This window comes from Nocardia thailandica NBRC 100428 (genome assembly GCF_000308795.1).
GTDB lineage: Bacteria > Actinomycetota > Actinomycetes > Mycobacteriales > Mycobacteriaceae > Nocardia > Nocardia thailandica.
Genome location: NZ_BAGK01000013.1, coordinates 1 through 24,449 on the forward strand (window position 1 = coordinate 1; position 24,449 = coordinate 24,449).

Consider the following 24,449-nt stretch of genomic DNA (forward strand, 5'->3'; position numbering starts at 1 on the left):
CCAGGCCCGCGGCCACCCGGCCCGCGCCCGTGGCGAAGGCGAGGAACAGGTCGTTCTCGTGCGGGTCGCCGATGGTCACCCGGACCCCGTCACCCGCGAACGGGCGAACCAGCACGCCGGCCTCGGCGCTGGCCGCGGCGAACGCGGCGCTGTGCTCGCGCAGCGGCAGCCAGACGAAGTTCGCCTCGCTCGGCGGCACCTCGAAGCCCGCCGCGAGCAGCGCCTCGCGCACCCGCGCCCGCTCGGCGACCACGTGCGCGGTCCGGTCGAGCAGTTCCTCGCGCGCCTCGAGCGAGGCGATCGCGGCGGCCTGCGCGACCCGGCTCACGCTGAACGGGATGTGCACCTTCATCAGCGCGGTGATCACCTCGGGATCGCCGACCGCGTAGCCGACCCGCAGCCCGGCCAGGCCGTAGGCCTTGGAGAAGGTGCGCAGCACAACCACATTCGGCCGGGTCCGGCCGAGCTCGACGCCGTCGGGCCTGGTCTCGGCGGTCAGCCGGACGTACTCGTAGTAGGCCTCGTCCAGGACGACCAGGATGTGCGGCGGCACCCGGTCGAGGAACGCCTCGAGCTCCTGGCGGGTGCGCGCGGTGCCGGTGGGGTTGTTGGGATTGCAGACGAAGATCAGCTTGGTTCGGTCGGTGACCGCCGCGGCCATGGCGTCCAGATCGTGCGCGTGGCCCTCGGTGAGCGGCACGGTCACCGCCGTCGCGTTGCCGACCTGGGTGACGATCGGGTACGCCTCGAACGAGCGCCAGGCGAAGAGGACCTCGTCGGCCGGGCCGTCGCAGGTGATCTGCACGAGTTCCTGGCACAGCGCCACCGACCCGCAGCCGACCGCGACGTTGGCCGGCTCGACCGCGAGGAACTCCGCGAGCGCGGCGCGCAGCTCGGTGATCTGGTTGTCCGGGTAGCGGTGGGACTGCTCGGCCGCCTCGGCGATCGCCTTGGACGCCGTCGGCAGCGGCCCGAAGGTGGTCTCGTTGGACGCCAGCTTCACCGCACCGGGATGGTTGCGGCCGGGCACATAGGCCGGGATGGTGGCGAGGTCGGGCCGGATACGCGCAGTCACGGTTACCCACATTACGGCGCGGCCACACCGCGCTGCCAATGCCTACCCAAGATCAGTTCGGCCGCCTACGCTGGGAATATGTCGGGCAGCTACACCAGCGCCGCCCCGCTGCGCGGCGCAGACGAGACAACAGCCGGGGCAGGATCGGTACCCATCACGGTGATCGAACCGGAGCGGACCGCGCGGGGCGGCATCGTGGTGCTGCACGAATCGCGCGAGTTCCCACCGGCGTTGCAGCGCTTCATGGTCTCGCTCGCGGGGGAGGGCTGGATCGTGGTCGCGCCGCACCTGTTCCACCGCGTCGACGACGACAACGTCCACGAGGTCTTCGGCCAGGAACTCTTCGACGACTTCGACGCGGGTTTCGACTGGCTGCGCCGCCGCGGGGTGTTCCCCGACACGGTCGGCGTGCTCGGCTTCGACACCGCGGGCACCGCCGCCTTCCTGGTCGCCACCAACCGCAGCATCGGCGCCGCGGTGAGCGTCGCCGCGCCCGGCATCGTCACCCCGCTGCCCGCCCAGGACGCCGCCTTGGTCGACATCGCGGGCGACCTGCAGGCGCCCTGGCTCGGCCTGTTCGGCGCCGACGACCCCGCCACCCCCGCCGACGAGGTCGACCGGCTCCGCGAGGCCGCCGCCGCCGCGACTGTGGCCACTCTCACCCTCACCTTCCCCGGCCTGGCGCACCGCCCCGACTCCCGCGCCGACAGCGACGGCGACGGGGTCGACGCGCAGACCAGGATCTACGACTGGTTCGACAGCAACTTACGCTGATTGACCAGGCGTTTTGGAGCTGTTCGTACCCTCGTGTAATCTTCATTCCCGGCGGTTCCGAAAGGATCCGATGCCCTCGAAGAGAAGGCTCCAGGAGGCGTGCCAGAGCGGCCGAATGGGACTCACTGCTAATGAGTTGTCCCTTCACGGGGACCGGAGGTTCAAATCCTCTCGCCTCCGCCAAGCCCGGTTCGCCGGGTACAACTGAAAAACACACCATGCGCCCGTAGCTCAACGGATAGAGCATCTGACTACGGATCAGAAGGTTAGGGGTTCGAATCCCTTCGGGCGCACAGAGAAAGGCCCGGTACTCAGGTACCGGGCCTTTCGTCATGTCCGGGTCACTTCCAGGCGGGGAGTGGTGTCAGGGGGCCGGTGAGGTCGGTGCCGGGGGAGCGGCCGAGGAGCCAGGCGAGCAGGGAGTGGGACTCGCCGAGGACGGTGTGGTTGGGGTGGCCGGGGCCGAGGGTGGCGGCGAAGCCGGTGTCGGTGGTCTGGACGTCGAAGGTGGGGGTGGCGGCCGGGTCGAGGCGGGCCGCGAGGTCGGCGGTGGCCTCGGGGAGGAGCCGGGCGACGAAGGGGGCCGGCCAGTCGGCGGGGGTGTAGCCGATGGCGAGGTCGACGTGGTGGATCTCGATCTCGCGCAGGCGCATCCACGGGACGCCCGCGGCGGGGAGGGTGCCGCCCTGGCGGTTGCGCACCTCGGCGGCCCAGCGCTCGGCGGGCATGGTCGCGGCCACGGCCTGCCAGCGGGCGGCGCTGGCGTGGAAGTCCTCGCGGTGCAAGATGATCGGGCGCGGGGCGCCCGCCTCGATGTCGGCGTCGCGCAGCGCGGTGCTCGCGTACTGGGGGAGTTCGACGCCGGTGCGGGCCCACAGCAGCAGGTTGAGCAGGCTGTCGGCGTTGCGGGACAGGTGGGCGAGGACGTGCCCCCGGGTCCAGCCGGGGAGCCCGGAGGGGGCCGCGGAGTCGCTGTCGGTGAGGTCGGCGAGGCCCGCCTCGAGGCGGGCGGTGCCCGCGACGACCTGGTCGATGACGGTGGATGCCTCAGCGCTGGTCACGGTTTCGAGGTTAGTCCGGCGTCACCCGGCCGCCGAGGATCGCGTCCGCCTCGATCTCGACCAGCAGCGCCGGGGTGATGAAGCCCTTCACCTCGTACATCGACGCCGCGGGCCGGATCGCGCCGAAGAACTCGGCGTGCGCGGCGGCCACCTCCGGCCAGCGGCCGATGTCGGTGACGAAGATCCGGGTCCGGATGACGTCGGCCAGGTCGGCACCTGCCTCGCGCAGCGCGGCGGCGATGCGGGTCAGCGCCTCGCGGGCCTGCGCGCCGATGTCGTCGCCGCCGACCGCGGTGCCGCCGGGACCCGCGGCGGTGGTGCCGCTGACGGCGACGTGATCGCCGATGCGGACGGCCCGCGAATAGCCGACGACGTCCTCGAAGTCCGAGGGCGAGGAGATGTTGATCCGTGTGCTCACAGGCTCAAGACTGGCAGATTTCACCTGTCGGACGCCCACGTGTCGGCTGGGCGCGGTACGCACATCGGGTGAACGCACGATCTGGTCTACGCCTTCTCCCGCTCACCGCCGCCCTCTGCGCGGCGGCCGTCCTCGCGGGTTGCTCCCCGGGTCCGGACGCCGACTTCCGGACCGGCACCGACCAGGAGCTGGTCATCTCCCTCGACGACCTGGTCGCCCGCGCCGGCGCGCAGGCGGTGCTCGGGGTGAGCATCCAGCCCGAGCACGGCAGCCTCACCCGCCGCGCGGACGGCGCCTACGTCTATTCGCCCGCCGCCGGGTTCAAGGGCGGTGACCAGTTCACCGTCACCACCACCGACGCGGTCCGCCTGTACACCACCGACATTCCGGCGCTCGGCGAGTTCGGCGGCGCCACCGTGCAGGGCAGCGGTTTCGGCTCGGCGTGGACGCCGGTGCCCGGCAGCGGCTCCGAGTTCTACGGGCTCACCGACCGTGGGCCCAACGTCGACGGGCCGAACAAGAACGAGAAGCTCTCGCCGACACCGTCGTTCGTGCCCAAGATCGGCCGGTTCGAGCTGGTCGGCACGCGGGCGGTCCTGAAGTCCACGATCGAGCTGCGCAACGCCGCGGGCCTGCCGTTCAACGGGCAGGTCGACGTGAACGCGACGACCGGCGAGACCATCAGGGACCTCACCGGCGCGGTGCTGCCGCCCACCGACCACGGCCTCGACCCCGAGGGCCTGGTCGCCCTGGCCGACGGGACGTTCTGGGTGTCCGACGAGTACGGGCCGTTCCTGGTGCACTTCGGCGCCGACGGCAAGGAGATCGAGCGGCTCGCGCCCGGCAGCGGCCTGCCGAAGGAGATCGCCCTGCGCACCCCCAACCAGGGCATGGAGGGCCTGACCATCACGCCCGACGGCAGCACCCTGGTCGGCGTGGTGCAGAGCGCGCTGAACACCCCCGGGCTGGCCGGGTCGGCCAAGGACGTGCCGTTCGCGCGGATCGTCACCGTCGACCTGAAGACCAAGGCGCAGAAGGAGTTCCTGTACCCGCTGGAGAACCCGAAGCAGAACAAGGTCGCCGTCTCCGAGATCACAGCGCTCGGCCCGACCACTTTCCTCGTCGACGAACGCGACGGCAACCTGGCCCCGAAGGCCGACAAGAAGCTGTGGACCGTCGACCTGGCGGGCGCCACCGATGTCGGCCCGAACGCCGCCGTCCCGGGCGCGACCTACGACGCGGCCGCGGGCGGCCTGCTCGTCGGCGGCAAGCCGCTGGAGACGCTTGTCGGCGGCGTCGGCACCGCGGACGGGGTGGCGGCGCTGGCCGCGGCGGGCATCACCCCGGTGGCCAAGAAGTCCTCGCTGGACCTGGCCGGCCTCGTCGTCGGGCTCGACGAGAAGGGCGGGTTCTTCGGCCACGACAAGATCGAGGGCGTCGCCACCCGCGACGGCGGCGCGACGCTCTACATCGCCAACGACAGCGACTTCGGGTTGAAGGCGAGCAAGGGCGAGCAGCCGCCGTTCGGGCTCGAGCCCAAGATCCTTCCCGACGGCAGGCAGGACACCGGCGAGATCCTCGAGGTCGACACCACGAAGCTGCCCGCGCGGGTCGGCGGCTACAAGGTCCGGATCACGGTCGGCTAGCCGTCCGAGGTCCACTCCCGGCCCTCGAGGACGACGGCGGCGGCCAGCGTCAGCAGCCATACCGACATGGAGCCGACCTGGATGCGCTGGGCGATGCCGAGCGCGTAGTTGCCGGGCAGGTTGTCCGCGACCAGCATCCACACCGTCGCCGCCGTCGCGAGGACCAGCACCGCCGCCCCGAACTCCCGCAGGATCCGCCACCGGTGGTAGCGGAAGGCGGCGGCGCTGAAGGCGAACATGGCGACCGCGATACCGGTCACCGCGAGCGAGCTGGTGAGCGCGTGGGGCTGGTGCAGCTGCGGGAAGAGCGGGCTGTTCGGGCCGCCACCGCAGGAGGTGTCGCCCGCCGCGCAGTCGTGCAGCGGGATCAGCGCGTCGGCGATGGTGGCCAGCCCGAAGCACAGCAGCGCCACCCACCCGACGGTGGTCAGCCTGCGGCGGGGGAACAGCAGCAGCCCGCCGACGGCGGCGGGGATCAGCAGGGCCCCGCTGATCTTGTCCCCGGTCGCGAACACCCACCGATACGGTTTGCCCTCGGCGTCGAGTTCGCTGAGGAACTGGTTGACCGGATCGGCCGGGATGCGCAGAACGAACTCGAGCACCCAGGACGAGTAGCAGATACCCGCGAGGGCGACGGCCGCGGCGATCACCCACGACAGCAGGCGCACGCGCCGGTCGGTGATCTTGTCGGATTCGCTCACCGGATTCATTGTCCAGATCGGGGCGCGCGGTCTGGTCCGCTCCCCGGTCGATCCGGCCGCGTCGGGTCGGGATCGGAGCGTTTCCGCACCGGGCGCACAGGTTTCTGTCAGGTTGAGCGGGCAGGCTGGTAGCCGACGAACGGAGGGTTCATGACGGTGTATCTGGCGGCACTCGCCGGGACGATCCTGTTGCTGGCCATGGTCTGCTCGGGCTACCTGGCGGCGCACGCGCCGCGCGACCTGGTCCGGGTGCGGGTGCGCGCCGACGCGCCCCGGCCACGGCCCCGCGGGCGGTTCTGAGCGCGGGTCAGCGGCGGGCGGCGGCCACCGCGGACTGGACGACATCCGCCGCCGCGACCGGGTCCTCGTGTTCCCAGACCCGGATGACCCGCCACCCCGCCTCGGCGAGCGCGAGGTCGGTGGCGCGGTCCCTGGCGACGTTGCCCGCCAGCTTGTCCGCCCACCATCGGGCATTGTTCTTCGGATGCGTGGCGTGCTCGGGGCAGCGATGCCAGAAGCAACCGTCCACGTAGACCGCGACCCGCGCCCGCGGGAAGACCACGTCGGCGCGCCTGCGCTGACCGCGCAGCGGCGCCCGGTCGACGAAGTAGCGCAACCCGCGCCGGTGCAGTTCCCGGCGCAGTGCCATCTCCGGGTCGGTGCCGGTGCGGCGCTGCCGCGACATCCGCGCGCTGGTCGCCGCGTCGGTGGCCGGCCTGCTCACGCCGCCCACCCGCCCATCCGGTCCAGGTGATCGCGGACGTCCTCGAGGAAGCCCGGCGGGAATCGCAGGTTGCCCATCGAGGCCCGGCGCAGGAAACCCGCCGTGGCCCGGGGGGAGAGCAGGCGGGGCTCGGTCAGGAAGTTCTTCAGGTCCTCGTAGGGCTCGTGCACCGGCCAGGACGACAGCGGCACCCGGTAGGCGGTGCCCGCCCGGCCCCACGCCGCCGACGGCCACGCCTCGCCCGGCCGCATCGGCTCGCCCTCGGTGAGCGCGGTCAGCGGCGCGGCCAGCCGCTGACCCACCCAGTCGGCCATGCGCACGCTCACCGCGTTGCCGACGAGCTTCCAGCGGTGCCCCTGCCGCACGCCGGGCACGTCGAGCGCGGGCTCGGTCCAGCCCGCGTCGAAGCCCTGCAGGCGTTCGGCGTCGGTGATGCCCGGGGTGACGATCTCGCCCGCGGGCAGCCGCACCGCGGGCGGGCTGGCGATCCCGAGGCCGGACCCGCCCTTGAGCGTCGGCACCGCGTTGACCGCCCAGCCGAGCCCCCGCACGCCCTCGGTCCAGTAGAACCCGCACGGATCGCGATCCGGGTCGCCGTATTCGCGCTCGCCCGCGTCGTCGCCGAACAGCACCGCCCTCGGGTCGTCGGTGCGGGAGGCCAGCATCAGCACCCGCTGCCTGCGCTGCGGCAGGCCGAAGGCGCGCGCGTCCACGACGCGGTAAGCCCAGGTGTAGCCGAGGTCCTCCAGCGCGGCGGTGATGTGGCGCATCGCCGCGCCGCGGCCCAGCTGGAGCATGAACGGCACGTTCTCGATCAGCAGCCAGCGCGGGCCGCGGCGGCGGCGCACCAGCCGGAACACCTCGTCGACCAGGCCGGAGCGGCGGCCGGTGATGCCCGCGGTCCGCCCGGCCTGCGACAGGTCCTGGCACGGGAAACCCGCCGCGACCAGTTCGGTGCCGGCGGGCAGGGCGCGCAGCCGGGTGATGTCGGGGTGCAGGTCGGTGTCGGGGAAGCGCGCGGCGAGGACGCCCTGGGCGCCCGGTTCGATCTCACACAGCAATTCGGTGGACCAGCCGCCGCGCGCGAGGCCGAGTTCCAGTCCGCCGATCCCGGCGAACAGACCCACCATCCGCGCGCCCACTCCAGTCCCTTCCGCCGCGAACCGACCGCTACCCGTGCGTGCTCACGGTACTCGAGGCCCAGGTGGTGACGCGAACGGTGGCATCACGGTGGCCCGAAATTCGGTTGGCCCGCGTGCCCGCCGGTGTCACCCTGGAGACAGGCAATTTCTGTCGGATCCCGGTGCGAACATCGCCTGGCGTCCGTTCGACACCGCGATCCGCCACACCTGGAGGGGGAGCTTTGTCCGTCACCCTGGATACGGCCGCTGAGACGGAGGCCGATCCCGCGACATCGGCACGACCACAACCCAGCGCGCACCTGCGCTCGCTGTTCCGGCTGTGGCCGTTCGTGCGCCCGCACGCGGCGAAGCTGATCCTGGCCACCGTCCTGCTGCTGGCGGCGGCCACCACCGAACTGATCATCCCGGTGATCATCGCCCGCGTCATCGACGGCCCGATCGCCCGCGGCGACTTCGCCGGCGTGCTGCCCGCCGCGCTGGTCGTGCTCGCCCTCGGCCTGTTCGACGCGGTGACGGCCTGGTTCCGCAGGCTGCTGATCGCCGGTTCGACCACCACGCTCGAGGTCTCGCTGCGGGCCGCGTTGTTCAGCCGGTTGCAGGCGCTGGCCATCGGGCGCCACGACGGCTGGCAGTCCGGCCAGCTGCTGTCGCGCGCGGTGGAGGACCTGCCCACCATCCGGCGGTGCTTCGCCTTCACCGTGGTCTTCCTCAGCGTGAACTTCGCCATCATCCCGATCGGCCTCGCCGTGCTGTTCGTGATGAACTGGCAGGTCGGCCTGATCTTCACCGTCACCGTCGTCCCGCTGACCTGGTTCTGCCTGCGGTTCGTGCAGCGGTTCCAGATCGCCTCGCGGCGGGCACAGGACCAGGCGGGCGACCTGGCCACCATCGCCCAGGAATCGGCGCAGGGCGTGCGGGTGCTCAAGGCGCTGGGTCGCGGCCCGTTCTTCGGCCTGCGCTTCACCGCGCTGTCGCGGGAACTGCGCCGGACGGAACTGGAGAAGGTCCGCCTCGACGCCACCCTGTGGGCCACCCTGGTCAGCCTGCCCAGCATCGCCATCGCGCTGGTGCTCGGTGTCGGCGCCTACTCGGTGGTGCACGGCACCATGACCCTCGGCACCCTGGTCGCGAGCGTCTCGGTGGCGACCTTCCTCCAGTTCCCGATCATCTGGGCGGGTTTCAATCTCTCGGACCTGTTCAACGCGCGCACCGCGGCGGACCGGTTCTGGGAGATCATGGACACCCCGCTCGACATCGTCGACCCGGCCGACCCCGTCGAGCTGCCCGACCCGGTGCGCGGCGAACTGGTGCTGGACCGGGTGCGCTTCTCCTACCCGCCCGTCGACGGCGGTCCGCGCACGGACGTGCTGACCGAGGTGTCGCTGCGGGTGCGGCCGGGGGAGACGGTCGCCCTGGTCGGCGCCACCGGCAGCGGCAAGACCGCGCTGCTGGAACTGGTGCCGCGGCTGTACGACGTCACCGGCGGCCGGATCACCATCGACGGCGTCGACATCGCCACCCTGCGGCTGAGCCGGTTGCGGCAGCTGGTGACGGTGGCGTTCGAGGAGCCGGTGCTGTTCTCGGCGAGCGTGCGGGAGAACGTCGCCCTCGGCGATCCGGGGGCCTCCGACGCCGACGTGCACCGGGCCCTCGACATCGCCCAGGCGAGCGACTTCGTCGCCGCGCTGCCGTGGGGCCTCGACACGCGCATCGGCGAGCAGGGCCTGAGCCTGTCCGGCGGGCAGCGGCAGCGGCTCGCGCTGGCCCGGGCGGTGCTCAGCAACGGCACCGACGGTCACCGGGGTCGGATCATGGTGCTCGACGACCCGCTGTCGGCCCTCGACGTGGAAACCGAGGCGCGCGTGCAGGAACGGCTGCGCTCGGTGCTGTCCGGGGTCACCACGCTGCTGGTGGCGCACCGCCCGTCCACCGCCGCGCTGGCCGACCGGGTCGCCCTGCTCGACGGCGGCCGTGTCGTCGCCGAGGGCCCGCACGACACCCTGCTGCGCACCGACCACCGCTACCGCACCCTGATGGGAGGCGACCGATGAGCGTCGACACGATCGACGAACTCCCCGAGAAGGACACCGCCGCCTCGCGACCCGAGACGGCGGCGGGCTGGCGCGGCATCGCCAAGGAGGACGACGCGGTCACCGACACCGGCAACGTCGTGCTGGCCGCGCGGTCGCGGAAGCTGCTGAAGGAGCTGCTGCGGCCCTACCGCGGCCTCGCCGCGCTGACCGCCGCCCTCATCGTGATCGACAGCCTCGCCAAGATGACGCTGCCCCTGTTCGTCGCGGCGGCCCTCGACCACGGTGTGACCGCGGGCGCGCGCGGCGACTGGGGTCCGCTGGCGCGGATCATCGCGGGATTCCTCGCGGTGACCCTGTTCTCCGGCGTCACCACGTTCCTGTTCATGCGGCTGGCGGGGCGGCTGAGCCAGCGGGTGCTCTACGACCTGCGGGCGCGGGTGTTCACACACAGCCAGCGGCTGAGCGTGTCCTTCCACGAGCGCTACACCTCCGGCAAGGTGGTCACCCGGCTCACCAGCGATATCGAGGCCCTGCAGGAATTCCTCGACGGCGCGCTGAACCTGGCCTTCGGCTCGATCATCTCGGTCGTCGCCATCTCGGTCGTGCTGGTGTGGCTCGACCCGGCGATGGCGGCCATCGTGCTGGCCGGCTTCGTCCCGCTGTTCCTGGTGACCCGGTGGGCGCAGCGGCGCCAGCGGGCCGGCTACCGGCGTACCCGCGGCGCGGTCGCCCGGGTGGTCGTGCACTTCGTCGAGGCGATGAGCGGCATGCGCGCCGTGCAGACCTTCCGCCGCGAGCACCGCAACGACGCCGTGCTGGCGGGCGAGGACGGCGAGTACCGGACCGCCAACGCGACCGCGATCCGCGGCATCGGCGAGTACATCGGGCTCAGCTCGGCCATCGGCTCGGTCTCGCTGGTGCTCGTGCTGCTCGCCGGGGCGTGGCAGGTCATCGAGGGCCGGATGGCGATCGGCGTGCTGGCGGCGTTCCTGCTCTACCTCAACCAGTTCTACAGTCCGCTGGACGAATTGGCGCAGGTGTTCAACAGCTACCAGTCCGCCGCGGCCGCCCTGGAGAAGATCTCCGGCGTGCTGGAGGAGGACCCGGAGGTGGCCGAGCCGGACGCGCCCGCCGAGCTCGCGCCCGCCGCGGGCGAGGTGCGCCTGCGCCGGGTGTGGTTCGGCTACGACCCGGCCGAGCCGGTGCTGCACGAGCTCGACCTCGACATCCCGGCCGGCCAGGTGGTCGCGCTGGTCGGCGCGACCGGCGCGGGCAAGTCGACGCTGGTCAAGCTGATCACCCGGTTCTACGACCCGAGCGGCGGCGTCGTCACCCTCGACGGCGTCGACCTGGCCAGGATCGCCGACGCCGATCTGCGCAGGCGGGTGGTGATGGTGACCCAGGAGGCGTACCTGTTCTCCGGTTCCATCGCCGACAACATCCGGCTGGGCAAACCGGACGCGACCGACGCCGAGGTGCGCGCCGCGGCCCGCGCGGTCGGGCTGCACGACTTCGTCACGAGCCTGCCCGAGGGGTTCGCCACGGATGTGCACAAGCGCGGCGGCCGGTTGTCCGCGGGGCAGCGGCAGCTGGTGTCCTTCGCGCGGGTCTTCCTCGCCGACCCGGCGGTGATCGTGCTCGACGAGGCCACCTCCAGCCTGGACATCCCCAGCGAGCGGCTGGTCCAGCGGGCACTGGAGACGCTGCTGCACGGCCGCACCGCGGTGATCATCGCGCACCGGCTGTCGACGGTGTCCATCGCGGACCGGGTGCTGGTGCTCGAGGCGGGCCGGATCGTCGAGGACGGCGCCCCCGATGTGCTCGCCGCCGGTACGGGCCGCTACGCGGGCCTGCACGCGGCGTGGCGAGATTCGCTCGTCTGATGCGACCGTGTTGTGGGGAACCGGGGCCGGTGTCGCTTACCGTAGAGAGTGTGACGACGCCAGCTCCGGGCCCGCAAACCGATCCCACCGCGAACCGCCCCGCCTCGCGGTGGCCCGCGGTATTGACCTGGCGCGCGCACGACAACACCCGCATGGAGTCGGTCCGGGTCACCCTCAACGGCAATCGCATCCGCGCGGCGGGCAGGCTCATCGGCGGGGCCTCCGACGAGCACCCGGCGTTCAGCGCTTCCTACGACCTGGTCACCGACGAGGCGGGCGCGACCCGGCGGCTGTCGCTGCGGGCCACCACCGCCGCGGGGGAGCGGCACGCCTCGATCTCCCGGGACGAGGAGAACTACTGGCTCGTCGACGCGGGCGGCAGCCACGTGCGCTCGACCTTCGGCGGCGCCCTCGACGTGGACGTGGTGCTGAGCCCGTTCTTCAACACCCTGCCGATCCGCCGCTTCGGGCTGCACACCAGCCCCGGCGACGTGCAGGTGCCGGTCGTCTACGTGCGGCTGCCCGACCTGCTCGTCCAGGAGGCCGAGCTGACCTACTCCAGCGCCTCGGACGGGATCAGCGTGCTGTCCCCGGTGTCGAGCGCCACGCTGACCGTGGACGGCGACGGCTTCCTGCTGGACTATCCCGGCCTGGCCGAGCGGATCTGAGACGTCGATAGCCGGTTCGGCCGGCGTCCGGGTCAGGGCAGGGTCGTGATCACGCCGCCGGCTCGCCCGGCCTCGGCGTACCTGTCCAGCCAGTCGTGCTCGCCCGGCGCGATGCCGGTGATCTCGGCGCGCTGCCGGTCCTCGAAGTCGACGCGTCCGCTGTAGCCGGCGTCGACCAGCGGGCCGAGGGTGCCGTCGGCGCGCAGGCTGTCGCGGGCGGCGGTCAGCGCGGCCAGGGATTCGTCGAGGACGCGCAGCAGGGCGGCGGCGTTGGGCTCGCAGATGGCGCGCACCAGGTCGGGCGCGGACCCGGCGACCCGGGTGCCGTCGCGGAACGAGCCGGCGGCCAGGCCGAGCGCGAGGGGACCGCCTGCCGTGCCCGCCGCGGCCAGTGCCTCGGCGAAGACGTGCGGCAGGTGGGAGATCCGCGCGACGGCGCCGTCGTGCTCCTCGGCCCGGACGGGCACCAGCACCGAGCCGCAGTCCAGGGCGAGCCGCGCCACCCGCAGCCAGGTCTCGGCGTGGGTGCCCTCGTCCACCCCGATGGCCCAGACCGCGTCCCGGAACAGGTCGGCGTCGGTCGCGTCCCAGCCGGATCGCGCGGTGCCCGCCATCGGATGCCCGCCGACGTAGCGGCGGTCGAGGCCGTGCTCGCGGACCGCGTCGAGGACGGGGCCCTTGACGCTGACCACGTCGGTCAGCGCGCATCCGGGCGCGAAGGTGGCGATCTCGGCGAGCAGGTGGTCGATCGCGGGCATCGGCACCCCGAGGACCAGCAGCGCGTCGGTGCTCGCCGCCCGGCGCAGCACCCCGGGCAGGTCGCCGGAGACGTCGAAGCCGTCCGCGCGCGCGGCCGCCGCGCCCGGCTCCGACCGGTTGTACCCGAATCCCGTGTACCCCGCCGAGACCGCCGCGCGCAGCAGCGAGCCGCCGATGAGACCGGTGCCGAGGACGCAGACAGGGGCTGACGGGTCAGAGGTCATCGCTACAGATTGGCACACGAGTTCATCATCGGGCGCGCGACAGACTACCGTTTGACCCATGGCAGCACAGCGCTCGGGCACCAACAGGGCGACGTCGGACGATTACGACGACCTGGAAGGATTCGCCGTGGCGGTGGTCCGGGAAGAAGGCACCTGGAAGTGCAGCGCACTGTCCGGCGACGCCCTGCACGACCTGGCCGTCGCCGAGACCGAACTGAAGGCGCTGCGCAGTTCCGGCGCGGTGTTCGGACTGCTCGACGTCGACGAGGAATTCTTCGTCGTGGTGCGCCCGGCGCCCAGCGGCACCCGCCTGCTGGTCTCGGACGCGACCGCGGCGATCGACTACGACATCGCGGCCGACGTGCTCGACGCGCTCAACGTCGAGATCCCCGACATCGACCCCGACGAGCTGGACGACATCGAGCCCTGGGAGGAGGGCGACCTGAGCGTCCTGGCCGACCTCGGCCTGCCGGAGCCGGTCCTCGGCGTCATCCTGGCCGAGCACGACCTCTACCCCGACGAGCAGCTGTCCCGGATCGCCCAGGAACTGGGCTTCGCGAACGAGCTGGCCGCGGTGCTGGACACCCTGCACAAGTGACCTCGCTGCCCACCGAGGCGGACATGATCCGCGCCGCCGTCGCGGCGGCCGGATCGGCCGACCCGCGCGACGTCCCGGTCGGCGCCGTGGTGTTCGGCCCGGACGGCCGCGAACTGGCCAGGGCCGCGAATGCCCGTGAGGCACTGGGTGATCCGACCGCACACGCCGAGGTGCTCGCCCTGCGGGCGGCCGCGCGCGCGTTCGGTGACGGCTGGCGGCTGGAGGGCGCGACCCTGGCGGTCACGCTGGAGCCGTGCACCATGTGCGCGGGCGCCCTCGTGCTCGCGCGGGTGGGGAAGGTGGTGTTCGGCGCGTGGGAGCCGAAGACGGGCGCCGTCGGTTCGCTGTGGGACGTGGTCCGCGACCGCAGGCTCAATCATCGGCCGCAGGTGCGCGGCGGGGTGCTGGAGGCGGAGTGCGTCGCCCTGCTGGAGGACTTCTTCCATCGGCAGCGCTGACCTGCCGATTTATCGATTCGGGTGGCGTTCCGGTATTGTTCTCGGCGGTGGCGTGTCCGAGCGGCCTAAGGAGCACGCCTCGAAAGCGTGTGAGGGGTAACCCCCCTCCGAGGGTTCAAATCCCTCCGCCACCGCCATGAAGCCCCTCACCTGGTTGACCCAGGTGGGGGGCTTTTTCGTCCGCTGTTCACCCATTAAGCGGGCCGCCGTCGGGCCCCCGCGTAATAGACTGTGTTACTGGGGCATTCGTACTCGGAAGGAACCGATGTTTATGCGCGGGCGACAGCCGCCACCCGCGAAGGCCGGGATGGGTATCGGGGGGAAACTGCTCATCCTGCTCGTACTCGGCTGGGTGGCAATCGGATTGCTCGCCGCAGGGCAGCGTCACTACTTCACCTCCCTTCCCCGGGAGTGCTCGGAATGGGCGACCATCGGGGTGACGGCGGCCGCGGGGCCGGTGAACTACATCGGGCTCAACCCGAAGGTCGGCAAGTGCCAGGTGCCGCAGCCGAGTCAATGACCCCGTGACACGGAACGGCCGGGAGCCCGAGGGACTCCCGGCCGCCGCGGCCCCGGTCAGACCGGCGCGCGCACCTTCTCGGTCTCCCGCTGCCGGAGTTCGCGCAGGCGCGCGCCCTCCACGTCGATGTCGGGCACGATCTTGTCGAGCCAGCCCGGGATCCACCACGCCCACCGGCCGAGCAGCACCAGCAGCGCCGGGATCAGCCACATCCGGACCACGAACGCGTCCAGCGCGACACCGGCGGCCAGCGCGAAGCCCATGGACTTGGCGGTGACGTCGGATTCGAGCAGGAACGAGCCGAACACCGAGATCATGATGATGGCCGCCGAGGTCACCACGCGGGCGCCGTGGTGATAGCCCTTGACGACGGCCTCGGTCGGTCCCTCCCCGTGCACGTACTCCTCGCGCATGCGGGTGACCAGGAACACCTGGTAGTCCATGGCGAGGCCGAAGACGAGGCCGATGAGCATGATGGGCAGGAAGCTGACCAGGGGGTGCGGGTCGCTGATCAGGCCGAGCTTGCCTTCCTGGAAGATCAGGACGGTCGCGCCGAAGGTGGCCGCCATGGAGAGCAGGAAGCCGAGTGCGGCGGTGAGCGGGACCAGGATCGAGCGGAACACCAGGATCAGCAGGATGAACGCCGCGCCCGCCACGATCGCCATGTACGGGACGATCTTGCTGAGCAGCACGTTGTCGATGTCGGCGTAGATCGCCGTCGTTCCGGTGATGCCGTAGGTCATCGCGTACCGGTCCTGGAGCCCGGCCTCGGCGTCGCGCGCCTGTTTCACCAGGTCCTTGGTCGCCTGGTTGTTCGGGCCGGTCCGGGGGATGCCGTTGAGTAGGGCGCCCGCACCGTCCCGGCTGAGCTGCGGCTCGGTGACCAGCTCCATGTCCGGGTAGGCGGCCAGGGTGTCGCGCAGCGCGGTCAGCGCCGCGGTCCGCTGATCGGGCGGGGTCTCGCTGAGGTCGACCGCCACCTGGAGGACGCCGTTGCTGCCCTCACCGAACCCCTCGGTGCGCAGGTCGTAGGCCTTGCGGACGGTGGTGGTCTTGGGCAGGCTGTCCTCGCCCGGCAGGCCGAGGTTCAGGTTGACCGCGGGCGCGGCGAGGACGCCGAGCACCGCGATGGCCGCGATCATCGCCACCCACGGCCAGCGCGCGATGGCCTGGGCCACCCGCTGTCCGTTGGTGACGACCGTGTCGTCCTCGGGGTCGTGCTGGGCCACCAGCGGCAGCTTCGGCTTGAACAGGAACCGGCCGAACGCGCCGAGCAGCGCGGGCATCAGCGTGATCGCGGTGAGGACCGCGAAGGCCGCCGCGATCGCGCCGCCCAGACCCATGAAGGTCAGGAACCGCACCCCGACGATGCCGAGGCCGACCAGCGCGATGATGACCGTCAGGCCGGCGAACACGACGGCCGAGCCCGCGGTGCCGAGCGCGGTGCCCGCGGCCTCCTCGGGCGAATCCTGCACGGCCAGCTCGTGCTTGTAGCGCGAGACGATGAACAGCGCGTAGTCGATCGAGAGCGCGATGCCGATCATGGACGCGAGGAACGTGGTGAAGCTCGGCACCGACAGCACCGAGGTGGACAGGAAGATCAGCGAGGTCGCCGCGCCGAGGCCGACGATGGCGGTGATGATCGGGACGAACGCCGCCACGATCGCGCCGAAGGCGACCACCATGACCACCAGCGCCACGGCCATACCGATCATCTCGGACTTGCCGCTCGGCGCCTGCTGTTCCATGGCGATGGTGCCGCTGACCTCGACCGTCAGGCCCGCCGCGCGGGCGCTGTCGGCCGCGGCGTAGGCCGCGTCGCGGTCCTCGGCGGTGATGTCGGCGAACTCGGTGATGGTGAACGGCACGCTGAAGTAGGCGACCGTGTCGGGGTTCTCCCGGTTGAGCACGTTGAGCGGGGCGCCGCTGCAGGTGGAGGGATCGCGCTGGGCGCCGAGGCAGCCCATCTCCTCGGTGGCGGTGACCGGATCGACGATGGGCTTGCTGTGGTCGACGATGTCCAGCTGCCCGAGCGAGTCGATCAGCGAGGTGATCGCCGCGCGGTTCTCCGGATCGGTCAGCTTCTCCCCGGGCGGCGCGGCGACCACGTACGTGCCGGTGACCGCGTCGAAGGCGAACGCCTCCGACATGCCGGGGAAGTGTTTGTCGAGGATCTCGGTCGCCCGCTCGGAGGGCAGGTTCGGCATGGAGAAGTCGTCGGTCATCGGCTTCTTCAGCTGGGCGCCGAGCGCGCCGAGGACGATGAAGCACAGCAACCAGACCGGCAGGACGATCCACTTGCGCCGGAAGGCGAACTTTCCCCAGCGATACAGATAGACGGACACGGTGCTCCTCGCGGTGGGCCACGGCACGGACGGTCTAACCCCGTCGAGTCTGCTGTCCGGCTACCGCGCTGGCAAGCATGTACGTGGCTGTTTCGCGGGAAAGCAACACCCCCGCAACCCGGGACGGGTTGCGGGGGTGGGTGCCTCGGCGGGATCGGTCAGCTGACGCTCACCGGCTCCTTGACCAGCGTGTCGGCGTTGCGGCGGCGCAGCTCCTCGAGCTTGGCGCCCTCGACGTCGATATCGGGCAGGATGCGGTCGAGCCACTTCGGGATCCACCACGACCACTTGCCCATGATCACCAGCAGGGCCGGGACCACGACCATGCGGACCACGAAGGCGTCGATGGCGACACCGGCGGCCAGCGCGAAGCCGAAGGACTTGGCGGTGACGTCGGATTCGAGCAGGAACGAGCCGAACACCGAGATCATGATGATGGCCGCCGAGGTCACCACGCGGGCGCCGTGGTGGTAGCCCGAGACCATCGCGCCCTTGGGCGACTTGCCGTGCACGAACTCCTCGCGCATGCGGGTGACCAGGAACACCTGGTAGTCCATGGCGAGGCCGAAGACGAGGCCGATGAGCATGATGGGCAGGAAGCTGACCAGGGGGTGCGGGTCGCTGATCAGGCCGAGCTTGCCTTCCTGGAAGATCAGGACGGTCGCGCCGAAGGTGGCCGCCATGGAGAGCAGGAAGCCGAGTGCGGCGGTGAGCGGGACCAGGATCGAGCGGAACACCAGGATCAGCAGGATGAACGCCGCGCCCGCCACGATCGCCAGGTAGGGCACGATCTTGCTGAGCAGGACGTGGTCGACATCGGCGTAGATGGCGGTCGTGCCGGTGATGCCGTACTCCATGCCGAACTGCGACTTCAGCTCGCCCTCGGCCTCGCGGGCGTCCGCGACCAGATCCTTGGTGGCCTGGTTGTTCGGGCCCGACTTCGGCACGCCGTTGAGCATCGCGCCCTCGCCGTTCTCGCTGAACTGCGGGGCGGTGACGTAGTCCATGCCCTCGTAGGCGGCGAGCTTGGCCCGCAGCGCGTCGACGGCGGCGTCGCGCTGATCCGGGGCGACCCCGGCCAGGTCGACCGCGACCATGAGCACGCCGTTGCTGCCCTCGCCGAAGCCCGCGGTCCGCAGCTCGTAGGCCTTGCGGATGGTGGAGTGCTTGGGCATGCTGTCGTCGCCCGGCAGGCCGAGGTTCAGGTTGGCGGCGGGCGCGGCCAGCGCGCCGAGCGCGACCACCGACAGGATCAGCGCGACCCACGGTGCCTTGCCGATCAGGCGGGCGAAGCGCTGACCGTTGGTGACGGAGTTCTCGTCCTCGGGGTCGTGCTGGGCCACGATCGGCAGCTTCGGCTTGAACAGGTACTTGCCGAAGGCGCCCATCAGCGCGGGCATCAGGGTGATCGCGGTGAGCACCGCGAAGCCTGCGGCGATCGCGCCGCCGAGGCCCATGAAGGTCAGGAACTCCACGCCGACGATGCCGAGCGCGCCGAGGGCGATGATGACGGTCAGGCCGGCGAACACCACCGCCGAGCCCGCGGTGCCCAGCGCGGTGCCCGCGGCCTCCTCGGGCGAATCCTGCACGGCCAGCTCGTGCTTGTAGCGCGAGACGATGAACAGCGCGTAGTCGATCGAGAGCGCGATGCCGATCATGGACGCGAGGAACGTGGTGAAGCCGGGGACCTCGATGACCGAGGTGCCGAGCATGATCAGCGAGGTCGCGGCGCCGAGGCCGACGATGGCGGTGATGATCGGGACGACCGCGGCGACGATGGCGCCGAAGGCGACCACCATGACGACGAGCGCGACGCCCATGCCGATCATCTCGGACTTGCCGCTCGGCTGCTCCTGCTTCATCGCGATCGAGCCGCTGAGCTCGACGGTCAGGCCGGCGTGGCGGGCGTCGTCGGCGACCTGGTAGGCGATGTCGCGCTGGGCGTCGGTGACGTCGGTGATCTTGGCGATGCCGAACGGCACGCTCATCACCGCGACGGTGCCCGGGGCGCCCGCGCTGAGCACGTTGAGCGGGGCGGCGGAGCACTTGGACGGGTCCGGGTCGGTCAGGCAGCCCATCTGCTCGGTGGCGGTGATGGGGTCGGCGATCTTCTTGTCGTGGTCGACGATGTCGAGTTCGCCGAGCTTGCCGATCAGGGCCTCGATCGCGGCGCGGTTGGCCGGGTCGGTGAGCGCGGTGCCTTCCGGCGCGCCGATGACGTAGGTGCCGGAGACGGCATCCATGGCGAACTGTTCGGACATGCCGGGGAAGTGCTTGTCGAGAATTTCGTTGGCGCGTGCCGACGGGAGCTCCGGCATGCTGAAGTCGTTGCTCATCGGCTTGCTGAGCGTGGCGCCCAGGCCGCCGAGTAGCACGAACAGCAGCAGCCAGACCGGCAGCACTATCCATTTGCGGCGGAAGGCGAACTTCCCCCATCGGTACAGGTATACGGACACTTCGGTGCTCCTCTAGTCTGCCTACCGTGCGGTAGGTAGATTACCGAGCGCATAAGTGGAGAGGCAACCTCAATTTCGGGGCTGCCCGGTCAGTCACATCGAATGATGGGAGGATTGCGCCATGGCAGCGCGAGACACCGTCGACTCCGTTACCGCAGGTGGAGGCACCAAGCAGGCGATTCGGGACGCCGCTGTGGAGTTGTTCACCGCCAAGGGATTCGAGCAAACCAGCCTGCGCGAGGTCGCGGATGTGGTAGGGATCACCAAAGCCTCCCTCTACTACCACTATGCCTCGAAGCTGGATCTGCTCCTGGCGATCCTCGATCCGATCATGGATCACCTGCGCGATGTGGTCACCGACATCGACGCCGTCCCCTACGACGCCGAGGGCATCCGCGCGGTCCTGCGCACCTACCTGCGCGGCATGATCCGGCACCGGGCCGCGGGCGCGCTGTGCGTGCGCGACACCGTCGCCATCCTCAACGCCATGGCCGACCGGTACCCCGACCTGGTCGAGTCCTCCCGCACCCTGCGCACCTGGCTGGCCGGGCCCGACCCGAGCAGCGAACAGCGGCTGCGCGCCGCGGCCGCGCTCAACGTCCTCGGCGTCGCCCTCGTGTCGGACGAGAGCGCCCCCGGCGCCTCCGACGCCGTCATCGAAGCCACCCTGCTCGACGCGGCGACCTGCGTGCTGACGGCCTGCGGGACCGCGTAGATTCGCACCCGACGCCGGATTTCGATCGCAGACAGGAGAGCGCGGACGTGCATATCACCGCGAGGGTGGACTATGCCGTGCGCACGCTGCTCGAGATCGCGCACACCGACGGCGTCGTCAAGGCGGAGGCGATCTCCGCGGCCCAGGAGATCCCGCCCAAGGTGCTCGAGACGGTGCTCGCCGAGCTGCGCCGGGCCGAGCTGGTGCGCAGCAGGCGCGGCCCCGACGGCGGTTACCGGCTGGCCCGGCCCGCCGCCGCCATCTCGGTGGCCGACGTCATCCGCGCGGTGGAGTCGCCGCTGGCCTCGGTGCGCGGGCAGCGGCCCGAGGACGTGCGCTACCCGGGCGCGGCCGCGTCGCTGCAACGGGTGTGGATAGCGCTGCGGGTCAACATCCGCGCGGTGCTGGAGAACGTCTCCATCGCCGAGCTGGCCGCGGGCGAGCTGCCCGGATTCGTGGGGGAGCTGACCGCGGACCCGGGGGCCTGGGCCCGGCGGGAACCGACCGCGAGTCCGGCGGAATCGGACACAACCGGATACTGATCGAAAACGACGGGCCACCGGTCACCCGCAGGCGGTAGCCTGCGAGGATCATGTTGATCTCGCTGCTCAGGACGTATCTCTCTCCCTACCGGGCGCAGCTGGCAGGGGTGGTCGTGCTCCAGCTGATCTCGGTGATCGCCATGCTCTACCTGCCCAGCCTCAACGCCGACCTGATCGACGACGGCGTGACGAAGGGCGATATCGGATTCATCTGGCGCACCGGCCTGTGGATGCTGCTCGTCACCGGCGTCCAGATCGTCGCCTCGTCGTTCTCGGTCTACCTCGGCGCCCAGGCGGCCATGGGCGCGGGCCGCGACATGCGCGGCGGCGTGCTGCACCGGGTCGGCACCTTCTCCGCGCGCGAGGTCGGCATGTTCGGCGCCCCCTCGCTGATCACCCGCTCCACCAACGACATCCAGCAGGTCCAGCTGCTCATCGTCATGTCGGTCACCATCCTGGTGATGGCCCCGATCATGTGCGTCGGCGGCATCATCATGGCGCTGCGCGAGGACCTCAGCCTGTCCTGGCTGCTGCTGATCGCGGTCCCCGCGCTGGCGCTGGCCATGGGCATCATCGTGGCCCGCATGGTGCCCGGCTTCCGGCAGATGCAGGAACGCATCGACAACGTCAACCGCGTCCTGCGCGAACAGATCACCGGCATCCGGGTGGTCCGCGCGTTCGTCCGGGAACGCCAGGAGATCTGGCGCTTCGGCGTGGCCAACCTCGAACTCACCGAAGCCGCGCTGCGCGTCGGCAGGCTGATGGCGCTGATGTTCCCGACGGTCATGCTGATCAGCAACGTCACCGCGGTCGGTGTCATCTGGTTCGGCGGCCACCACATCGACGACGGCACCATGCAGATCGGCTCGCTCACCGCGATGCTGTCCTACATCATGCAGATCCTCATGGCGGTCATGATGGCCTCGTTCCTGGCCATGATGGCGCCGCGCGCGGCGGTGTCGGCCGACCGCATCGGCGGCGTCCTCGACACCGAGTCCTCCGTGCGCGAGCCCCGGCAGCCGCGACCGTTCGCCGCCGACCCCGCGGCCGTGGACATCCAATTCGCCGAATTCGCCTTTCCCGGCGCCGAGAAGCCGGTGCTGCAGGGCATCCGCTTCCAGGTCGCGCCCGGCACCACCACCGCGATGGTCGGCTCGACCGGCGCGGGCAAGACCACGCTGCTCAACCTGATCCCGCGCCTGATCGACGTCACCGACGGCGCGGTCCACGTCGGCGGCACCGACGTCCGCCACCTCGACCTGGCCACGCTGCGCGGCGAGATCGGCCTCGTCCCGCAGAAGGCGTACCTGTTCTCCGGAACCATCGCCTCCAACCTGCGCTACGGCAAACCCGACGCCACCGACGACGAACTCTGGCACGCGCTCGAGATCGCCCAGGCCGCCGAGTTCGTCCGCGAGATGCCGCAGGGCCTGGAAACCCCCGTCGCCCAGGGCGGCACGACGGTCTCCGGCGGCCAGCGCCAGCGCTTGTGCATCGCCCGCGCACTGGTCCGGAAGCCGCGCGTCTACCTGTTCGACGATTCGTTCTCCGCGCTCGACGTCGCCACCGATGCCCGGCTGCGGGCGGCCCTGGCACCCGAGACGTCCGACGCGTCGGTCATCATCGTCGCCCAGCGCATCGCGACCATCCGCGATGCCGATCAGATCGTGGTGCTCGAGGACGGCCGGATGGCCGGCATCGGCACCCATGACCAGTTGTTGCGGACCTGCTCGGAATACCGCGAGATCGTCGAGTCCCAGCTGAGTGTGGAGGAGGCTCGATGAGGCCGGGTGGGGCCGTGCCGGGAGCACCCGGCACCAAGGCGAAGTCGTTCGGACCCTCGCTGAAACGGCTGCTCAGAAGGTTGCTGCCGGAGCGGGTCTACGTCATCGCCATCGTCGGGCTCGTCATCGCGGCGGTGGTGCTCAACACCCTCGGGCCCTACCTGCTCGGCCAGGCGACCAACCTGGTGTTCGACGGGTTCATCGGCAAACAGATGCCCGCGGGCATCACCAAGGACCAGGCGATCGAGGCCGCCCGCGCCGGCGGCGACGACACCTTCGCCGAGATGCTCTCGGCAATGGACGTCACCCCGGGCATGGGCATCGACTTCGACGCCGTCGGCAGACTGCTGCTGCTGGTGCTCTCGCTCTACCTCGCCGCCGCGGTGTTCGGCTGGCTGCAGGGCTACCTGCTCAACCTCGTCATCAACCGCACGGTCAAGCGCCTGCGCGACGACGTCGAGGACAAGCTGCACCGCCTGCCGCTGAGCTACTTCGACACCGCCCCGCGCGGTGACGTCCTCAGCCGCGTCACCAACGACGTCGACAACGTCTCCCAGAGCCTGCAGCAGACCATGAGCCAGCTGCTCACCTCGGTCTTCAGCGTCATCGGCATCCTGATCATGATGTTCTGGATCTCGCCGCTGCTGGCGCTGATCGCCCTGCTCACCGTGCCCGCCGCCATCGTGGTGACCGCGCAGATCGCCAAGCGGTCCAAGCCGCACTTCGTCGACCAGTGGCGCTACACCGGCGAGGTCAACGCCTCGGTGGAGGAGGCCTACACCGGCCACGAGATCGTCACCGCGTTCGGCCGCAGCCGCGAGGTCGGCGAAGAGTTCGACAAACGCAACGAGAACCTCTACCGGTCGAGCTTCAAGGCGCAGTTCATCTCCGGCCTGATCATGCCCTCGATCATGTTCCTCGGGAACGTGAACTTCGTGTTCATCGCGCTCGTCGGCGGCCTGCGGGTCGCCACCGGCAACCTGTCGCTCGGCGAGGTGCAGGCGTTCATCCAGTACTCGCGCCAGTTCTCCCAGCCGCTCACCCAGATCGGCGCCATGGCCAACCTGCTGCAGTCCGGCGTCGCCTCGGCCGAACGCATCTTCGAGATCCTCGACGCCGAGGAGCAGAGCCCCGACCCGGCGAAGGAGATCGTGCGCCCCGTCGACCGAGGGCGCGTCGAATTCGAGGCCGTGTCCTTCGGCTACGAACCCGGCAAGCCGATCATCGAACGGCTCTCGCTCGTCGCCGAACCCGGGCACGTCGTCGCCATCGTCGGGCCGACCGGCGCGGGCAAGACCACCCTGGTCAACCTGCTCATGCGCTTCTACGAACTCGACGCGGGCACCATCACCATCGACGACGTCGACATCACCACGATCAGCCGCGACCACCTGCGCGAACGCATCGGCATGGTCCTGCAGGACACCTGGCTGTTCCGGGGCACCATCCGCGAGAACATCGCCTACGGCAACCCCAACGCCTCCGAGACCGACATCCTGGCCGCCGCCCGCGCCGCCTACGTCGACCGGTTCGTGCACGCCCTCCCCGACGGCTACGACACCGTCATCGACGAAGAGGGCGGCGGCGTCAGCGCGGGCGAGAAACAGCTCATCACCATCGCCCGCGCCTTCCTCGCCAAGCCCTCGATCCTGGTCCTCGACGAGGCGACCAGCTCGGTCGACACCCGCACCGAACTGCTCGTCCAGCACGCCACCGCCGCGCTCCGCCGCGACCGCACGAGTTTCGTCATCGCCCACCGGCTCTCGACGATCCGCGACGCGGACATGATCGTGGTCATGGAGAAGGGCCGCATCGTCGAACACGGATCGCACGACCGGCTCCTCGGGGAACGCGGCGCCTACTACCGCCTCTACAACGCCCAATTCGCGGGGGCTGTGTCTTAGGAGCGCTGGCGCGCTCGAG

Annotated in this window: 22 protein-coding genes and 3 tRNA genes; 16 read left to right on the plus strand and 9 right to left on the minus strand. The window is 70.8% G+C overall.

Annotated features, from left to right (window positions below; all coding sequences use genetic code 11):
* On the minus strand, window positions 1-1,075 hold a 1,075-nt coding region (gene hisC / locus ON36_RS01110; RefSeq protein WP_043646662.1), incomplete at its 3' end, for a histidinol-phosphate transaminase.
* Between the two features lie 78 nt (window positions 1,076-1,153).
* Here hisC and ON36_RS01115 point away from each other — a divergent pair.
* The 3 genes from ON36_RS01115 (at window position 1,154) to ON36_RS01125 (ending at window position 2,142) form a co-directional block, all read left to right on the plus strand.
* Window positions 1,154-1,849 carry a dienelactone hydrolase family protein gene (locus ON36_RS01115; RefSeq protein WP_043646666.1) on the plus strand — a complete coding sequence of 232 codons (696 nt, stop codon included), beginning with the start codon at window positions 1,154-1,156 and terminating at the stop codon, window positions 1,847-1,849.
* Between the two features lie 93 nt (window positions 1,850-1,942).
* A tRNA-Ser gene (locus tag ON36_RS01120) sits at window positions 1,943-2,032 on the plus strand.
* A gap of 37 nt (window positions 2,033-2,069) precedes the next feature.
* Window positions 2,070-2,142 (plus strand) — tRNA-Arg (locus ON36_RS01125).
* Between the two features lie 48 nt (window positions 2,143-2,190).
* On the opposite strand, the gene ON36_RS01130 is transcribed toward ON36_RS01125, so the two are convergent.
* Window positions 2,191-2,910, minus strand: a complete 720-nt coding sequence (locus tag ON36_RS01130; protein ID WP_052313523.1) for a maleylpyruvate isomerase family mycothiol-dependent enzyme — start codon at window positions 2,908-2,910, stop codon at window positions 2,191-2,193.
* Window positions 2,911-2,920: 10 nt separating this feature from the next.
* Window positions 2,921-3,328 (minus strand): RidA family protein, encoded by a 408-nt coding sequence (locus ON36_RS01135; protein WP_043646668.1) that lies wholly within the window; start codon window positions 3,326-3,328, stop codon window positions 2,921-2,923.
* 68 nt (window positions 3,329-3,396) lie between these two features.
* Between ON36_RS01135 and ON36_RS01140 the strand changes: the two genes are divergently transcribed.
* A complete protein-coding gene (locus ON36_RS01140) occupies window positions 3,397-4,974 on the plus strand; it encodes an esterase-like activity of phytase family protein (protein WP_052313524.1) in 1,578 nt (525 codons plus the stop codon).
* Here ON36_RS01140 and ON36_RS01145 read toward each other — a convergent pair.
* The gene (locus tag ON36_RS01145) at window positions 4,971-5,675 is read right to left on the minus strand and encodes a DUF998 domain-containing protein (protein WP_245557812.1); all 705 of its coding nucleotides are present in this window, start codon (window positions 5,673-5,675) and stop codon (window positions 4,971-4,973) included. The two genes, ON36_RS01140 and ON36_RS01145, sit on opposite strands and share 4 nt — an antisense overlap.
* A gap of 150 nt (window positions 5,676-5,825) precedes the next feature.
* On the opposite strand from ON36_RS01145, the gene ON36_RS34390 reads away from it, so the two are divergent.
* Window positions 5,826-5,975: a hypothetical protein gene (locus ON36_RS34390; RefSeq protein WP_157224726.1), complete on the plus strand. Its 150-nt coding sequence runs from the start codon at window positions 5,826-5,828 to the stop codon at window positions 5,973-5,975.
* A gap of 7 nt (window positions 5,976-5,982) precedes the next feature.
* Here ON36_RS34390 and ON36_RS01150 read toward each other — a convergent pair whose 3' ends face one another.
* Window positions 5,983-6,399 (minus strand): very short patch repair endonuclease, encoded by a 417-nt coding sequence (locus ON36_RS01150; protein ID WP_281004800.1) that lies wholly within the window; start codon window positions 6,397-6,399, stop codon window positions 5,983-5,985.
* Window positions 6,396-7,529 carry a DNA cytosine methyltransferase gene (locus tag ON36_RS01155; RefSeq protein ID WP_043646755.1) on the minus strand — a complete coding sequence of 378 codons (1,134 nt, stop codon included), beginning with the start codon at window positions 7,527-7,529 and terminating at the stop codon, window positions 6,396-6,398. Before ON36_RS01155 ends, ON36_RS01150 begins: the two co-directional genes overlap by 4 nt.
* A gap of 233 nt (window positions 7,530-7,762) precedes the next feature.
* Here ON36_RS01155 and ON36_RS01160 point away from each other — a divergent pair, with 233 nt between their 5' ends.
* The 3 genes from ON36_RS01160 to ON36_RS01170 are packed head-to-tail and all read left to right on the plus strand — an operon-like array spanning window position 7,763 to window position 12,125.
* Entirely contained in the window at window positions 7,763-9,592 is a 1,830-nt protein-coding gene (locus ON36_RS01160) for an ABC transporter ATP-binding protein (protein WP_043646670.1), read from the plus strand.
* The gene (locus ON36_RS01165) at window positions 9,589-11,457 is read left to right on the plus strand and encodes an ABC transporter ATP-binding protein (protein WP_043646673.1); all 1,869 of its coding nucleotides are present in this window, start codon (window positions 9,589-9,591) and stop codon (window positions 11,455-11,457) included. The genes ON36_RS01160 and ON36_RS01165 overlap by 4 nt, the downstream gene beginning before the upstream one ends.
* A 50-nt stretch (window positions 11,458-11,507) precedes the next feature.
* Window positions 11,508-12,125 carry a putative glycolipid-binding domain-containing protein gene (locus ON36_RS01170; RefSeq protein ID WP_083884830.1) on the plus strand — a complete coding sequence of 206 codons (618 nt, stop codon included), beginning with the start codon at window positions 11,508-11,510 and terminating at the stop codon, window positions 12,123-12,125.
* 32 nt (window positions 12,126-12,157) lie between these two features.
* On the opposite strand, the gene ON36_RS01175 is transcribed toward ON36_RS01170, so the two are convergent.
* Window positions 12,158-13,108, minus strand: a complete 951-nt coding sequence (locus tag ON36_RS01175; protein WP_043646676.1) for a prephenate dehydrogenase — start codon at window positions 13,106-13,108, stop codon at window positions 12,158-12,160.
* Between the two features lie 58 nt (window positions 13,109-13,166).
* Here ON36_RS01175 and ON36_RS01180 point away from each other — a divergent pair, with 58 nt between their 5' ends.
* From ON36_RS01180 to ON36_RS01195, 4 genes are all read left to right on the plus strand, one after another.
* The gene (locus ON36_RS01180; protein ID WP_043646679.1) at window positions 13,167-13,706 is read left to right on the plus strand and encodes a tRNA adenosine deaminase-associated protein; all 540 of its coding nucleotides are present in this window, start codon (window positions 13,167-13,169) and stop codon (window positions 13,704-13,706) included.
* A 23-nt stretch (window positions 13,707-13,729) separates the two neighbouring features.
* Window positions 13,730-14,164: a nucleoside deaminase gene (locus ON36_RS01185; RefSeq protein ID WP_043646761.1), complete on the plus strand. Its 435-nt coding sequence runs from the start codon at window positions 13,730-13,732 to the stop codon at window positions 14,162-14,164.
* A gap of 46 nt (window positions 14,165-14,210) precedes the next feature.
* Window positions 14,211-14,301 (plus strand) — tRNA-Ser (locus tag ON36_RS01190).
* 134 nt (window positions 14,302-14,435) lie between these two features.
* Window positions 14,436-14,684, plus strand: a complete 249-nt coding sequence (locus ON36_RS01195) for a hypothetical protein (protein WP_306306893.1) — start codon at window positions 14,436-14,438, stop codon at window positions 14,682-14,684.
* 56 nt (window positions 14,685-14,740) lie between these two features.
* Here ON36_RS01195 and ON36_RS01200 read toward each other — a convergent pair whose 3' ends face one another.
* Window positions 14,741-17,029 carry an MMPL family transporter gene (locus ON36_RS01200; protein ID WP_043646767.1) on the minus strand — a complete coding sequence of 763 codons (2,289 nt, stop codon included), beginning with the start codon at window positions 17,027-17,029 and terminating at the stop codon, window positions 14,741-14,743.
* Between the two features lie 158 nt (window positions 17,030-17,187).
* The gene (locus tag ON36_RS01205) at window positions 17,188-19,485 is read right to left on the minus strand and encodes an MMPL family transporter (RefSeq protein WP_043646683.1); all 2,298 of its coding nucleotides are present in this window, start codon (window positions 19,483-19,485) and stop codon (window positions 17,188-17,190) included.
* A 121-nt stretch (window positions 19,486-19,606) separates the two neighbouring features.
* On the opposite strand from ON36_RS01205, the gene ON36_RS01210 reads away from it, so the two are divergent.
* From ON36_RS01210 to ON36_RS01225, 4 genes are read left to right on the plus strand one after another with little or no spacing between them, the layout of a single operon-like run.
* Entirely contained in the window at window positions 19,607-20,200 is a 594-nt protein-coding gene (locus ON36_RS01210) for a TetR/AcrR family transcriptional regulator (protein WP_043646686.1), read from the plus strand.
* A gap of 47 nt (window positions 20,201-20,247) precedes the next feature.
* Window positions 20,248-20,742, plus strand: a complete 495-nt coding sequence (locus tag ON36_RS01215) for an RrF2 family transcriptional regulator (RefSeq protein ID WP_043646689.1) — start codon at window positions 20,248-20,250, stop codon at window positions 20,740-20,742.
* A 50-nt stretch (window positions 20,743-20,792) separates the two neighbouring features.
* Entirely contained in the window at window positions 20,793-22,526 is a 1,734-nt protein-coding gene (locus ON36_RS01220) for an ABC transporter ATP-binding protein (RefSeq protein ID WP_043646692.1), read from the plus strand.
* Window positions 22,523-24,430, plus strand: a complete 1,908-nt coding sequence (locus ON36_RS01225) for an ABC transporter ATP-binding protein (protein WP_043646696.1) — start codon at window positions 22,523-22,525, stop codon at window positions 24,428-24,430. Before ON36_RS01220 ends, ON36_RS01225 begins: the two co-directional genes overlap by 4 nt.
* Window positions 24,431-24,449: the final 19 nt, after the last annotated feature.

What these genes read in the sequence shown, in the direction of transcription:
- ON36_RS01210 (WP_043646686.1), top strand. Translation starts at nt 19,607, where the DNA reads ATGGCAGCGCGAGACACCGTCGACTCCGTTACCGCAGGTGGAGGCACC.
- ON36_RS01155 (WP_043646755.1), bottom strand. Translation starts at nt 7,529, where the DNA reads ATGGTGGGTCTGTTCGCCGGGATCGGCGGACTGGAACTCGGCCTCGCG.
- ON36_RS01195 (WP_306306893.1), top strand. Translation starts at nt 14,436, where the DNA reads ATGCGCGGGCGACAGCCGCCACCCGCGAAGGCCGGGATGGGTATCGGG.
- ON36_RS01225 (WP_043646696.1), top strand. Translation starts at nt 22,523, where the DNA reads ATGAGGCCGGGTGGGGCCGTGCCGGGAGCACCCGGCACCAAGGCGAAG.
- ON36_RS01115 (WP_043646666.1), top strand. Translation starts at nt 1,154, where the DNA reads ATGTCGGGCAGCTACACCAGCGCCGCCCCGCTGCGCGGCGCAGACGAG.
- ON36_RS01165 (WP_043646673.1), top strand. Translation starts at nt 9,589, where the DNA reads ATGAGCGTCGACACGATCGACGAACTCCCCGAGAAGGACACCGCCGCC.
- ON36_RS34390 (WP_157224726.1), top strand. Translation starts at nt 5,826, where the DNA reads ATGACGGTGTATCTGGCGGCACTCGCCGGGACGATCCTGTTGCTGGCC.
- ON36_RS01175 (WP_043646676.1), bottom strand. Translation starts at nt 13,108, where the DNA reads ATGACCTCTGACCCGTCAGCCCCTGTCTGCGTCCTCGGCACCGGTCTC.
- ON36_RS01185 (WP_043646761.1), top strand. Translation starts at nt 13,730, where the DNA reads ATGATCCGCGCCGCCGTCGCGGCGGCCGGATCGGCCGACCCGCGCGAC.
- ON36_RS01220 (WP_043646692.1), top strand. Translation starts at nt 20,793, where the DNA reads ATGTTGATCTCGCTGCTCAGGACGTATCTCTCTCCCTACCGGGCGCAG.
- ON36_RS01180 (WP_043646679.1), top strand. Translation starts at nt 13,167, where the DNA reads ATGGCAGCACAGCGCTCGGGCACCAACAGGGCGACGTCGGACGATTAC.